The sequence below is a fragment of the Halorussus caseinilyticus genome, from assembly GCF_029338395.1.
In the GTDB taxonomy this organism is placed as follows: domain Archaea; phylum Halobacteriota; class Halobacteria; order Halobacteriales; family Haladaptataceae; genus Halorussus; species Halorussus caseinilyticus.
In genome coordinates, this window is sequence record NZ_CP119809.1 from 246,128 (window position 1) to 258,570 (window position 12,443).

The following is a 12,443-nucleotide window of genomic DNA, read 5'->3' on the forward strand; positions in this document are numbered from 1 at the left end:
CTACTCCCCGCCTTCGACCAGTCGCTCGAACTGCGCGGGCGGAATCGCGCCGCGCGCGGCGTGGCCCTCGTAGACGAACGTCGGGATACCCGAGACACCGGCTTGCTGGGCCTGCTCGAACCGCTCGCGGAGGTCGGCCGCGAGTTCCTCGTCTTCGGTCGCGGCCCGAACCTCGTCGGGGTCGAGACCCGCGTCCGCCGCAATCGCGGCCAGCACGTCGGGGTCGCCAACGTCCCGGCCGTCCTGCCAGAGCGCGTCGAAGACTGCCTCGTGGAAGGTCAGAAAGGTCTCTTCGTCTTCGCTCTTCCGGACGAAGAGCGCGGCCTGTTGTGCGTTCCACGAGTCCACGTCTTCCGAGAAGTCGAGGGTCATCTCCACGTCGAAGCGCTCCTTGAGGCGTTCGACGTTCTCGCGGACCTGCGCGAAGTAGTCGTCGTCCTTGCCGTCGTCTACGTCGTCGCGGATGTCGCCCGATTCGTCGCGTTTGTAGCCTCTGAGGTCGTAGAAACGCCACTCGACTTCCGGCGGGTCGTCGGCGCGTTCGCGGTACTGGTCCATCGCGGCCTTGCCGAGGTAGCAGAACGGGCATACGTAGTCGGAGTAGACGGTCAGCGCGTCGTCGGCCGATTGCTGGCTCATGGGTTCGATTGGGTCCGGAGACTCAAAAGCGGCCCACCGACGGCCGGGATTTCCGCAACTCGGTTCGTCGCGCCGAACCGAACTCCGACCCGCGTCGTGCAGGCCGGGGAAACTTGAACCTCCTCGCGGTCGTATCTGTCCTATGGCCCGACATCACCGATTGAAGTCCGCGCTCGCAGTCCTCGGACTCGCGGGAATCGCCGCGCTCGCGGTTCGTCGTCGCCGGGGTCGGGGAGCGACCGACGCCGCCGAATCTTCGACGGCCCGCCAACCGCCAGTCGCACCTGCGGAACCGCCAGCGCCCGACTGGGCCTACGACGTTATCAACCCCGTGATGGAGCGACTCCTGCGGTCGCCGCTCCACGGACTCGTCAGCGACTCGCTGATGCTACTCACCTTTACCGGGCGCAAGTCGGGCGACGAGTACACCACGCCGGTCGGCTATCGGCAGGAGGGCGACGCCCTGACCGTGTTCACCCAGAGCGACTGGTGGAAGAACCTCCGCGGGGGTCAGCAGGTGCGGGTCTACCTCCGCGGCGAAGAGCGGTCGGGCGTGGCCGACGCGACGGCGGACCCGAAAGAAGTCGCCGAACACGTGCGGCGGTTCGTCGCAGAGCAAGGAGTCGAGAGCGCCCGACGGATTGGCTTGCGGGTGGAAGGCGAGCGACTGCCAGACGACGAGCGACTGGCGGCGGGCGTCGAGGGGATGGTCGCCATCGAAATCGAGTTGGACGAGTGAGATTGAGTTAGGCTAAAAATAGAAAAATATTGCTAAAGAAAATAGAGATATTTCCCTAAGAATCCGCTACCGTGCTACGTCTCGCCGCCCGACTCCACGAACTCCACGACTGCATCGGTCCCCTGAAAGCCCTCGGCCATCCTGCCGACGAGTTCGCCGTCCTCGAACAGGAGCAGTGTCGGCACGCTCCGCACGTCGAACCGCTCGACCAGCGGCGGGTCGTCGCGGGGGTTGCAGAGCGCGACAGCGGCGTCGGTCGCGCGGGCGACGTTGCCCACCACGGGTTCGATGGCCTGACAGAGCGAACACCCCTTCGTGTAGAAGTCCACGAGCGCGAGGTCGTGGTCGGCGACGAAGGCGTCCAACTCGTCGGCGTCGGCGAGGTGGACGGGTTTATCGGAACGGTCGGAGAACGCGGGGTCGTCGGTGGTCTCGGTCATGCCCGGTCGTAGCCGTCGGCGACGGTTAGCCCTTCTGCTCGTCGGTGTTCTGGTGTGTTGTCGGTCTGGAGTTGGTGTTTCTGTCAGCTCTGTGTCTGTACTTCTGTCTGTTCTGCGTCCGAACTGTAGTTGCACTCGGGTGAGAGCGAGCGACTGCTTGAACCGATGACCAGTTCCACCGGCCGGACACTCGTGGACTGGTCCACCGAGCGCGTGCCTCACGCCTCCCCAACCTCCTGCGTTGCCTGCGACCGAGGGTCGCAGGTCAGCGAGACGCGTCGCGTCTCGCAAGCCTCGGTCGTCGCTCCCTACGGTCGCTCCTTCCTGTGCTACTCGTCCCTCGCGCGGACGGCCGCGACACGCTCCGCGGTTGCGCCCGCACGCGCCGGGATGGGGAAGTCGTGGTCTCGGAACTCCGGGGCGGTCGAATCAGTCGCCGTCCCGACCCACGCCCACCGTCCCCTCGCCGCCTTCCGATTCCTATTTTTGGCTTCGGTTCCTCTACTTTCACTCATGGACGCGGCGCTGGGGCCACCCGAGAAGATGGCCGAGAACGAGGACGACCTGACGCCGATGATGAGTCAGTACTTCGAACTCTGCGGCGAGTACGACGACTCGCTCGTGCTGTTTCAGGTGGGCGACTTCTACGAGACCTTCTGCGAGGCGGCCGAGCGCACCGCCCGACTGCTCGAAATCGCGCTGACTCAGCGCGAGGACTCGACCGGCACCTACCCGATGGCTGGCATCCCCATCGACAACGCCGAGTCGTACATCGAGACCCTGCTCGACGCTGGCTACCGGGTCGCGGTCGCCGACCAAGTGCAGGAACCCGAGGAGGCCTCGGGCGTGGTGGACCGCGCGGTCACGCGCATCGTCACGCCCGGCACGCTGACCGAGGACGAACTGCTCGACACCGACGACAACAACTTCGTCGCCTGCCTCACCGAGGACCCCGACCGCTACGGACTCGCCTTCCTCGACGTTTCGACCGGCGACTTCTACGCGACCAGCGCCCGCCGCGAGGGGGCCGTCGCCGACGAGGTGAGTCGGTTCGCCCCCGCGGAGGCCATCGCGGAACCCGACGCCGCCATCGACCCCTTCGACGCCGACTGCATGGTCTCGCCCTACGACGCCGCGGCGTTCGACTACGAGGCGGCCCGCGAGCGAGTCGAGGCGTACTTCGGGTCGCCGGACGCCCTGCTCGCGGCCGACGCGGAAGTCCGGGCCTGCGGTGCCTTGCTCGCCTACGCCGAGTACACCCGCGGGGGAGAGAACGACCACCTCGACTACCTCAATCACCTCACGCGCTACGAACCCCACGAGTACATGCTGTTGGACCGGGTGGCCCTCTCCAGTCTCGAACTGTTCGAGCGCCGGACGGTCCACGGCGACGCCGACGTGACCCTGCTGGGCGTGCTGGACGAAACGTCGTGCGCGCTCGGAAGCCGGAAGTTGAAAGACTGGCTCCGCCGACCCCTACTCGACCCCGACCGAATCGAGGCCCGACTCGATGCGGTCGAAGCGTGGACCCACGACGTGCAGGCCCGCGAGCAGGCCCGGAACCTGCTCCGAGACGTGTACGACATCGAGCGTCTCATCGCCCGCATCTCGCGGGGCCGGGCCAACGCCCGCGACCTGCGCTCGCTGAAGGCCACCCTCGACGTGGTGCCCGAGCTGAAGACCGCGCTCGCCGACTTCGAGGCCGAGAAACTGGTCGAACTCCGGGCGGAGTTGGACGAACTCGCCGACGTTCGTGACCTCGTGGGCCGGGCCATCCGGGAGGACCCTTCGCGGGAAATCACCGAGGGCGACGTGATTCGGCCGGGCTACGACGACGAACTCGACGAACTCCGCGAGACCGAACGCGAGGGCAAGGCGTGGATAGACGACCTCGAAGCCAAAGAGCGCGAGCGGACCGGTATCGACTCGCTGAAGGTCGGTCACAACTCGGTCCACGGCTACTACATCGAGGTGACGAACCCCAACCTCGATTCGGTGCCCGACGACTACAACCGCAGACAGACGCTGAAGAACTCCGAGCGGTTCTACACGCCCGAACTCAAGGAGCGCGAGGACGAGATTCTGCGCGCGGAGAACCGTGCCGACGACCTCGAACACGAGTTGTTCCGCGACGTGCGCGCGACGGTCGCGGCCGAGTCCGAGCGCGTACAGGCGGTCGCGGACGCGCTCGCGGAACTCGACGTGTTGGCCGCCCTCGGAGAAGTCGCGGCCACGCGGGACTACGCCCGCCCGGAAATCGGCGGTGAGGGCATCCACGTCGAGGGCGGACGCCACCCGGTCGTCGAGCGCACCCAGCAGTCGTTCGTGCCCAACGACGCCCATCTGGACCCCGACGACGCCTTCGCGGTCGTCACCGGCCCGAACATGTCGGGGAAATCGACCTACATGCGGCAGGTCGCGCTCATCACGGTCCTCGCACAGACCGGAAGCTTCGTCCCGGCCGCCAGCGCCCGCATCGCCCCCGTGGACCGCATCTTCACCCGCGTCGGCGCGAGCGACGACATCGCCGGGGGTCGCTCTACCTTCATGGTCGAGATGACGGAACTCGCCTCGATTCTGGAGAGCGCCACTGGGGACTCGCTAGTCCTGCTGGACGAGGTTGGCCGGGGCACCAGCACCACGGACGGTCTCGCCATCGCCCGCGCCGTGACCGAATTCGTCCACGACGAGATTGGCGCGCTGACGCTGTTCGCCACTCACCACCACGAACTCACTGAGACCGCAGAAGACCTCCCCTACGCCTTCAACCTCCACTTCGCGGCCGAGGGGACCGACGAGGAAGTTGTCTTCGACCACGACGTGCGCCGCGGCGCGGCCACCGCCTCCTACGGCGTGCAGGTCGCCCGCGAAGCGGGCGTCCCCGACGAGGTTGTCGAACGAGCGCGCGACCTGTTGGCCGAGGCGGAGTCCGCGGACGTGGAAGTCGGCGAGTCGGACGCGGAGTCCTCCGCGTCCGACTCGCCAGCACCTGATTCGCCAGCACCCGACTCGCCGCCGCAGGCCATCGCGGACGGTCCCGAGGACGAACTCGCCGCGCGCCTCCGCGAAGTTGACGTGGCGACGATGACGCCGCTGGAGGCGATGAACGAGTTGGCCGAGTTGAAGCGCGAAGTGGAGTAATTATCAGCCGAGATATAAATAATAGAGGTATTTGAGTCGCATTATATCCCAATGAAGGTTTCAAGTATCAGTAGTACTAATTACAGCCTGATGAACACCCTTACACAGTTTTTTCAAAAATCTAATTTTTCATCAAACAGGGAAAAGGTGGGTCTAGCAATTTACTATATGCAGACGTATTGTGGCGAAGATCATGTCACAGCACAAGAAATAGGTGATTTGTTTTCTATAAATGAGATTTCGATGAGCCAGTCTGCAATTGTAGCCTACCTTTCAAATATGAAAGAAGAAGGTACAGTACTAACAATAGAAAGGAGACATTCAAGGGAGTATTTTTTATCTCCAGAAGGAATCAATGAGTTTGGGCAATTAGTTAACGATGAAAGGTTGGGAGACGAACCAAAATATAGAAAAGAGAAAAACGGTATAAACCTTGTTCCTTATATTATGGGATTAGATGATATGGTAGAAAGTATGGTATCCAAGCTCGTAAGCCGTAGAAAAGGGATTTGGATTATTAGTAGCGTTATAATTCTCTTGCTAGCCGGAATCTCAGCGATGATAATAGCAAAGCTTCTCAAACCGATTAGCGGTATTATTATTTTCCTAACTGTATCCATAATTGGATTTATGAAGGCGATCAATACTGTATTCGCTTTCATAGAGAATCTTGAAACTCGATTTACAAATGAAAAACAACAGAAAACAGACATCGAAAAAATAGAAAGTCCAGAAATCGGAGGACAAAATGTATCAAAGCGTGAGGACTTGATAAACAGTGAATTAAAACGTTTAGATGATTGGTATTTCATCATCGAAAACGAGGATTGGGGAATCAATCCACAGAAATCAATCAGCGATGACCCAAAATTCCTCCTGTATATACTCGCTGCAAAGGTGGCAAGTAAACATGGGAGTCGAGATTCTGAAAAAGTGTCGTTAACAGAACTTGAAAACGAAGTTGAAACAAGATTCCCGGTAGAGCCGTTTATAAATAAGGCAAGAGAATTCCTAATCCTTCACTACGATTTCGAAGAGGAAATTTTAGGCCATACTATTGAAAAAGAAACAGCGATGGTGGAGTTCGATTTTGATACCATAAGCAAAGGAGTGGACTGGATCTTATCAGGGGATAGAGATCCACCTCAAAATTAAAATACTAACTTATGCCATCAAACGGGTCCATTTATTCCGGAGGTCCTAGCGAGACGAACTCCAGTCCCTTCTCGGCCAGCAACCCCCGCGCTCGCTCCGTCACCGAGGGCGCGACCAGAAAGCCCCGAATCTCGGCGTCGGCGTGGAGTTCCCGGTCCAGCGTCTCGACGTACCGCGAGAGTTGGCCCACCGCGTCCGGGCCGACCCGCTTGCGCTTGAGTTCCACCACGACCGTCGCGCCCTCGCGGTCCTCGCCGTAGATGTCCACTGCTCCGGCGGGCGTCTCGCGTTCGATGGCGAGCGGTCGAAAGCCCGCTTCCACGAGGTCCGGGTCGTCGAGGATGCGCTGGCGGAGGTCCTCCTCGGTGCCGGTCAGCGCGAGGTCGTGGCGGTCGGTCACGTCGAAGGTCGAGACCTGTTCGACCTGCTCGAACGCGACCACCAGTCGCTCGTCGGGCGCGGTTCGGCGGCTTACGATTCGGAACTCGCCGTCCGCGAGGGTCGCCTCGTGGGTGCATCCCGGCGGTTGCCAGTTGACCGGCTTCTGGCCCTCGTCGGTGTGGACCAGCGCGGTGCCGTCGGGTTTGAGGACGACCAGTCGGTCGCCCGGGCCGAGCGTGCTGGCCGCTCGCCCCTCGTACTCGACCGTACACCGGCCGAAGACGGTTATCATGGCTCCGCGGTCGATTGCCGCGCCGACGCGTTCGCGGGCCGTCTCGGGGTCCGGGCGGTGGAGGACGCCGCTCGCCGAATCGCCGTCTGCGCTCGTCACGGGTCGGCGTAGGCGGCGAGCGTACTAAAGCGGCCCGCGTCGGTCGGGGAGTATCACCTCCCGGTCGTCGGCCCACGCCTCCGCGCGGTCGGCGAGGTAGTCGGTGGCCTCCTCGGGAGTCAGCGCACCCCAGTCCACCCCGTCACCGACGACGGCCTTCGTGGCGCGCAACCATCCCCGGAGGAAGTCGTCGTCGGGACGCGCCTCGACCGCCGCGCCGTGACCGACCGTCTCGCTCCGCTCGACGGTCTCGGACTCGGTGTCGAGACCGAACCACCAGACGTGGAACGGCGTGGTCTCGTAGTCGGTGCCGACGCGGTAGAACGCCTCGTGGTGGAGGAAGTCGAGGCGGTCCGCGACGATTTCGGCCAGCGAGCAGTCGGTCGCCACGGGGTCGGGGTCCACGGCGAACGCGGTGTCGGTGGCGAAGGGCGTCTCGGCCGAGAGGCGGTCCGCGAGCGCGAAGTCGGCCCCGCCCCAGTGCGAGCGGTGGAGGTCGTAGGTGGCGTCGGCCCGAGAGCAGTCCGGGTCGTCGGCGTCGGTGGCGTCCGGGCCGGTAGAGTCGTCGCGGCGGTACGCGAGGAGTGCGCGGTGTCCCATCCCGCCGAGTTCGTCTCCCTCCGGGATTTAAACGTTCGGCCGCGGTCGGCCGGACGTTCGGACAGGTTTCAAAATGTTTAGAACGTGTAAATATTGCTATAAGACGTGAAAAGAATGCTATAGTCGGTGGCGAATCGCCCGAGACTCGGAATTACTTGCCGTCACCTCTGACGGGTCGGACTCCGGTATTCCGTCGCTCGGGCGGCGTCCAGTCGCTGTGTACCCGAAGCGCGGCGATTCCGTCGTAATCGGTCTCGGTGAGGGTTTCCGACGGGTACGGCCCTTTTCGTGTGCGGTGCGTAGCCGTGGGTAACTAACCATGTCTACGGCCACGACTGCCGAGCGATTCGTCGGGAATCTCGCCGATTTCCGGTATCGGGAAGTCCTGATGACCGGGGCGACGGCCGCCGTCCTCCTCGGTTCGGTGGCGCTGTTTCCCGGCGTCGAGAACGTCTCGAAGGGCATCGACGGGAACCTGACCGCGTGGCAACTCGCGCTGTTCCTCCTGCTCCCGATTGCGGCGGGCGCTATCAAGGGGACTATCGGCTTCGGCTACGCCCTCATCACGACGCCAATCTTCGCCACGGTCATCGACCCGACGATGGCAGTGGTGGTGCTTGCCATCCCGCCGTGGATGATTAACGTATTTCAGGTGGGCGAAACCGACACCGGACTCGGCTACGTCCGCGAGCGGTGGTCGCTCATCCTGCTCGCGCTGGTCGGGTCCATCGTCGGCGTGTTCTTCCTCGACACCTTCAGCACGCATCCGGTGGTTCCGTTCCTCATCGGCTTGCTCATCCTCGGCTACGTCCTCTTCGAGGTCGTGCAGAACTTCGTCACGGTCGAGGAGGCGCACAATCCGCTCGCACTCGGCGGCGTCGGCCTGCTGGAGGGTTTCCTACTCGCGGCGGCCAACCTCGGCCCGCTCCTGCCCGCGTACCTCCACACCTTCGAGCGCGACACCGAGCAGTACGTCGGCGGTCTCTCGATGGTGTTCACGTTCGTCTTCACCGCCCGCATCGTCCAGATGGCGCTGTTCACCGACCTGTTGACGACCTATCGGCTCTGGCTGGGGTGCGCGCTCGCGGTCGTGACCCTCGTCGGCCTCTTCGCGGGGACGTACCTCCGTCGCGCGGGCGTGGACGAGGACCGCTTCAACTGGCTCGTGGTCGGTCTCCTGTTCGTCATCTCGCTCAACATCTTCTACAAGACCGGTCCCGCCGTACTGAACTCGATTCAGAACGTCGCGCTGACCCTCGGAATCTGAGTCGTCAGGCCTTTCTCACCCGCCTCCGCCGCTCCCGCGTGCCAACCTCTTTGTCGTCGCTCGCCCACCCTTCGAACGTCATGTTCGAGGACATCCTCGTTCCAGTCGATGAAGGCGACGGGACCGACGCCGCAATCGGTCACGCCGCCGACCTCGCCGACCGCTTCGGCGCGACCGTTCACGTCCTGTTCGTCGCCGACACGAACCGCGATAGCGTGACGCTCGTCGGAACCGACGTGGTGGACGCCTTGGAGCGCGAGGGGGCCGACATCGTGGAACCCGTCGCCGACGACGTGCGAGCGCGCGGCGTCGAGTGCGAGTCGGAAATCGCGCAGGGCGACCCCGCGACGACCATCGCCGACTACGCCGAGTCGCGGGGGATGGACCTCGTGGTGATGCCGACCCGCGGCCGGACGGGTCTCTCGCGCTACCTGCTCGGGAGCGTCACCGAGAAGGTCGTCCGACTCTCCGAGGTGCCCGTCCTCACGATTCGGACCCACGACGACGCCCGCACGTCGTTCCCCTACGAGAACGTCCTGATTCCGACCGACGGGAGCGAGGCCGCGAGCGGAGCCATCGACCGGGCCGTCGATTTCGCGTCCGCCTTCGACGCGACCCTTCACGCCGTCTCGGTGATAGACGACACCTCGCTCGGATTCGACGTGCGCTCGGCGTCGGCCTCCGGCGAACTCGAAGCCACCGCCGATGCCGCCCTCGCCGATGCCGCCGCCAGAGCGAGCGACGCCGGGGTCGAAGCCGTGGTCGAGGAAGTCCTGCGCGGTGAAGTCGCTCGAACCATCCGGGAGTACGCCGAGGACAACGACATCGACGTAGTGGTGATGGGGACCGCCGGACGCGGCGGCGCGGACAGAGTTCTCCTCGGAAGCGTAACCGAGCGACTCGTCCGCACGTCGCCGGTGCCGGTCGTGACCGTGCGACGATAGTCGAACCATCTCCCGCGACCCGAACGCTCGCCCGACCTCGACGCACGAGAATTTAAACCCGAAGACGAGACGAACCCCGCCCGTGACCTGAGTGTCGCCGCGCGGGGAGTCGAGGCGGGTGCGCCGTGTGCCCCCGCGCGGAACCGAAACGCGGCCTGTTCGCCACCCGAATCGGCCTGTCCGTCATCCGAACCGACCTGTTCGCCACCCAGTCGAACTGACGGAGCGACGGCGTAGCCGTCGCTCCAGACAGTCGTTCCGTCGCGTCCGGCCGGACGCGACGGATTCGACGGTCCCTTCGGTACTCCGGAAGCGACGCCCGCACCGACAGTGACGGCGACCGGGGTAGCTCTTCGGCCGGGTCAAACTACGTCGCCGCGGACGGTCGCACCTTCCTGTCGCTTCCGGTAGGACTCGACGGCTCGGGCGGCCTCGTCCGTCTCGTCTTCGTCCATGCCGAGCATCTCCAGCGCGTCGGGGAGCGTCGGGAACGCGAGTTCGCTCTCGCGGAGTTTGCGCAGTGCCTCGTCGCTTCGCTGGCCCTCGGCCCAGAGGCAGACGCCCCGCGGGTCCAGAATCTGCTCGTAGGCCTCCCGCTCTATCGCGCCCTTGAGACGCTGAGTCACGTTGTCCTCGAAACTGGAGTTACAGACTTCGAGGTGGACCGGTTCGTCCTCCGGCAGGAGGTGGGCGGCCAGACACTTCTCCGGCGCGACGTGGCCGCTGTCGTTCGCGCGGATGAACTCGGGGTACTCCTCGGCCCACGCCGCCCGGACGGTCTTGCCGACGCCTTCGACGCCGTGGGACTTCCGAAATCGCTCGGCGGCGTCGCCGTCGTCGCCGCGTAGGAGGATGTCCTTGGTGACGTACACGTCCAGTCGCTCCACCGGGTCGAGTCCCAGTGCCACGTCGCCGTACACCCACAACTCGCGGACCGGCACGGGCATCGTCTCGTCCTCGACGGCGGCCAAAATCTCCTCGACGCGCTCGATAGCCTCGTCTCGGTTCATTACCCGTCGGTTGGGGTTCGGGCGGGTTAACGGTGCTGTGTTCGTGGTCGTCGCTCGCGTAGCGATGCGACTGGCCGATTCCGGACGAGTTCGCACCCGAGCGCCGCGTTCGCGCGGTTCCGCGCGAACGCGGCGCTCGTCCCGTGGACTGTGACAGTCCGCGAATCAGGGAACGTAACTGCACTTCCGAGAAAACGACTCGCTTCGGGAAATCCGGACGCTCGTCGTCAGTTCTCGGCCGCGACCGGTTGCTGGTCGTACTTGTCGCGGAACTCCTGAAGCAACTGGCCCATCTTGGCGTACCAGTCGTTGAGCATCCGTTGCATGTCGTCGGCCACCTCGTCGGGGTCGGTCGGCCGGTAGACGTGGTAGTAGCCGCCCTGTTCGTAGTTGACCTGCTCTTTCTGGACGAATCCGGACTGGAGAAGTCGCTGGATGGACCGGTACGCGGTCGAGCGCTCGCGGTCTACTCGGTCGGCAACCTCGTCGATAGTCAACGGCTCTTCGGTCTCTACGAGCGCCTGAAAGCACTCCCGGTCGAGTTCCTTCAGCCCGTGGATGCACTCTAACAGCCCCTCACACTCCATGTCCTTCTGAAGGTATTCAGCCATCGAGTCAGCCATTATAGCCGTGGGTAGGAACCAAGCACGTAAAAGGTTTTGCATAGCTCGTACAACACTGCGCCGCGCGGTCGCGTCGGCTTAGTCGCTGGCCGACGCGACGGGTTCGCTGGTCTCGGCGCGGAGTTCCCGGACGGAACTCACGACGACTGCACCGCTGACGAGCAGTGCGGCACCGACGATGATAGCGAGGCTAACCGTGTCCAGCACGGGCATCTCGAAGACGCCGCCGACCTTCCGGACGGCGACGGCGATAGCGCCCAGCAACAGCATCACGCCGAAGTACACCTTGATGTCGTCCTCCTCGACGAGACCGGTCGCGGCGGCACCGAGTCGCGCCCCGAGCGCGCTCCCGGCGAGAAGCGGCACTACGATAGAGAGGTTGACCGCGCCGTCCATCGCGTACAGGAAGCTCCCGAGACCGCCCGAGAACACGATTTCGAAGAGGTCGGTCCCGACTGCGACCGGCACCGGGACGCCGATGAGGTAGAACAGGGCGGGCATCCGGATGAACCCGCCGCCGACGCCGAGGAACCCCGACAGCAGGCCCGTGGCGAACGCGACGCCGAGAATCATCCAGAGCGAGACCGTCACGCCGCCCCGGAGCGTCATCATCGGGGGGACGTGGTAGGACTGAATAGTCTCGGCGATGTCCGGGATGTCGTCGGCGTCGAGTTCGTCGTCGCCGTCGGCGTCGTGGCTGACGCCGCCACCGCCACCCGTGACGGCTCTGTGGGTGATGAACACGCCGATACCGCCGAGGAGCGCGACGTAGGCTACGCTGACCACCGTGTCGGCCAGACCGGCGTGCTGGAGCCAGTGGAGTCCGATTTTCCCGACTTCGATGCCCGCGGTCGTCCCGGCAATCATCAGCACGCCGAGTTTGTAATCGACCTGTCCGAGGTCGCGGTGCTTGAGCGTGGCGATGACGGAGGTACCGAACACGAACGCGAGTCCGGACGCGACGGCCACGTCGGTCTCGTAGCCCATCACGAGCAACGCGGGCGTGACGAGAAACGACCCGCCCATCCCGAAGAACCCGAACAGGAGTCCGATGAGTAGCCCGAACCCGGCGAACATGCCCAGCAGGGACGCGGCGATACCGAATATCTCCAT

13 protein-coding genes are annotated in these 12,443 nt (G+C 64.0%); 5 read left to right on the plus strand and 8 right to left on the minus strand.

The genetic code is table 11. The annotated features are described in order from the left end of the window. Entirely contained in the window at positions 1-639 is a 639-nt protein-coding gene (locus P2T60_RS01295) for a DsbA family oxidoreductase (RefSeq protein WP_276280752.1), read from the minus strand. 142 nt (positions 640-781) lie between these two features. On the opposite strand from P2T60_RS01295, the gene P2T60_RS01300 reads away from it, so the two are divergent. Then, positions 782-1,378 carry a nitroreductase/quinone reductase family protein gene (locus tag P2T60_RS01300; protein ID WP_276280753.1) on the plus strand — a complete coding sequence of 199 codons (597 nt, stop codon included), beginning with the start codon at positions 782-784 and terminating at the stop codon, positions 1,376-1,378. 74 nt (positions 1,379-1,452) lie between these two features. Here P2T60_RS01300 and P2T60_RS01305 read toward each other — a convergent pair whose 3' ends face one another. Both P2T60_RS01305 and P2T60_RS01310 read right to left on the minus strand, forming a co-directional pair. Beyond that, a complete protein-coding gene (locus tag P2T60_RS01305) occupies positions 1,453-1,818 on the minus strand; it encodes a thioredoxin family protein (protein ID WP_276280754.1) in 366 nt (121 codons plus the stop codon). A 329-nt stretch (positions 1,819-2,147) separates the two neighbouring features. Next, positions 2,148-2,333 carry a hypothetical protein gene (locus tag P2T60_RS01310; RefSeq protein WP_276280755.1) on the minus strand — a complete coding sequence of 62 codons (186 nt, stop codon included), beginning with the start codon at positions 2,331-2,333 and terminating at the stop codon, positions 2,148-2,150. Between P2T60_RS01310 and mutS the strand changes: the two genes are divergently transcribed. Together mutS and P2T60_RS01320 are read left to right on the plus strand one after the other, a co-directional pair. Beyond that, positions 2,332-4,959 (plus strand): DNA mismatch repair protein MutS, encoded by a 2,628-nt coding sequence (gene mutS, locus P2T60_RS01315; protein WP_276280756.1) that lies wholly within the window; start codon positions 2,332-2,334, stop codon positions 4,957-4,959. The genes P2T60_RS01310 and mutS overlap by 2 nt on opposite strands. A gap of 90 nt (positions 4,960-5,049) precedes the next feature. Beyond that, positions 5,050-6,114 (plus strand): hypothetical protein, encoded by a 1,065-nt coding sequence (locus P2T60_RS01320; protein WP_276280757.1) that lies wholly within the window; start codon positions 5,050-5,052, stop codon positions 6,112-6,114. A 31-nt stretch (positions 6,115-6,145) separates the two neighbouring features. Here P2T60_RS01320 and nucS read toward each other — a convergent pair whose 3' ends face one another. Next, positions 6,146-6,886: an endonuclease NucS gene (gene nucS, locus P2T60_RS01325; protein WP_276280758.1), complete on the minus strand. Its 741-nt coding sequence runs from the start codon at positions 6,884-6,886 to the stop codon at positions 6,146-6,148. A 24-nt stretch (positions 6,887-6,910) separates the two neighbouring features. Next, a complete protein-coding gene (locus P2T60_RS01330) occupies positions 6,911-7,486 on the minus strand; it encodes a DUF6735 family protein (RefSeq protein ID WP_276280759.1) in 576 nt (191 codons plus the stop codon). Positions 7,487-7,805: 319 nt separating this feature from the next. Here P2T60_RS01330 and P2T60_RS01335 point away from each other — a divergent pair, with 319 nt between their 5' ends. Then, positions 7,806-8,753 (plus strand): sulfite exporter TauE/SafE family protein, encoded by a 948-nt coding sequence (locus tag P2T60_RS01335; protein WP_276280760.1) that lies wholly within the window; start codon positions 7,806-7,808, stop codon positions 8,751-8,753. 80 nt (positions 8,754-8,833) lie between these two features. Beyond that, the gene (locus P2T60_RS01340; protein ID WP_276280761.1) at positions 8,834-9,697 is read left to right on the plus strand and encodes a universal stress protein; all 864 of its coding nucleotides are present in this window, start codon (positions 8,834-8,836) and stop codon (positions 9,695-9,697) included. 362 nt (positions 9,698-10,059) lie between these two features. Here the strand turns inward: P2T60_RS01340 and P2T60_RS01345 are convergent, their stop codons facing one another. The 3 genes from P2T60_RS01345 to P2T60_RS01355 all read right to left on the minus strand — a co-directional run bounded on the left by P2T60_RS01345 (position 10,060) and on the right by P2T60_RS01355 (position 12,443). Beyond that, positions 10,060-10,707, minus strand: coding sequence for a DUF7095 family protein (locus P2T60_RS01345; protein ID WP_276280762.1), 648 nt, complete (start codon positions 10,705-10,707; stop codon positions 10,060-10,062). A gap of 227 nt (positions 10,708-10,934) precedes the next feature. Next, on the minus strand, positions 10,935-11,330 hold the full coding sequence (locus P2T60_RS01350; protein ID WP_276280763.1) for a helix-turn-helix domain-containing protein: 396 nt from the start codon (positions 11,328-11,330) through the stop codon (positions 10,935-10,937). A 78-nt stretch (positions 11,331-11,408) separates the two neighbouring features. Then, a complete protein-coding gene (locus P2T60_RS01355; protein ID WP_276280764.1) occupies positions 11,409-12,443 on the minus strand; it encodes a sulfite exporter TauE/SafE family protein in 1,035 nt (344 codons plus the stop codon).

Coding starts and splice junctions, on each gene's coding strand:
- P2T60_RS01295 (WP_276280752.1), bottom strand. CDS start 639: ATGAGCCAGCAATCGGCCGACGACGCGCTGACCGTCTACTCCGACTAC.
- P2T60_RS01350 (WP_276280763.1), bottom strand. CDS start 11,330: ATGGCTGACTCGATGGCTGAATACCTTCAGAAGGACATGGAGTGTGAG.
- P2T60_RS01340 (WP_276280761.1), top strand. CDS start 8,834: ATGTTCGAGGACATCCTCGTTCCAGTCGATGAAGGCGACGGGACCGAC.
- P2T60_RS01310 (WP_276280755.1), bottom strand. CDS start 2,333: ATGAGTGAAAGTAGAGGAACCGAAGCCAAAAATAGGAATCGGAAGGCG.
- P2T60_RS01355 (WP_276280764.1), bottom strand. CDS start 12,443: ATGGAGATATTCGGTATCGCCGCGTCCCTGCTGGGCATGTTCGCCGGG.
- P2T60_RS01300 (WP_276280753.1), top strand. CDS start 782: ATGGCCCGACATCACCGATTGAAGTCCGCGCTCGCAGTCCTCGGACTC.
- P2T60_RS01335 (WP_276280760.1), top strand. CDS start 7,806: ATGTCTACGGCCACGACTGCCGAGCGATTCGTCGGGAATCTCGCCGAT.
- P2T60_RS01330 (WP_276280759.1), bottom strand. CDS start 7,486: ATGGGACACCGCGCACTCCTCGCGTACCGCCGCGACGACTCTACCGGC.
- mutS (WP_276280756.1), top strand. CDS start 2,332: ATGGACGCGGCGCTGGGGCCACCCGAGAAGATGGCCGAGAACGAGGAC.
- P2T60_RS01320 (WP_276280757.1), top strand. CDS start 5,050: ATGAACACCCTTACACAGTTTTTTCAAAAATCTAATTTTTCATCAAAC.
- P2T60_RS01305 (WP_276280754.1), bottom strand. CDS start 1,818: ATGACCGAGACCACCGACGACCCCGCGTTCTCCGACCGTTCCGATAAA.
- P2T60_RS01345 (WP_276280762.1), bottom strand. CDS start 10,707: ATGAACCGAGACGAGGCTATCGAGCGCGTCGAGGAGATTTTGGCCGCC.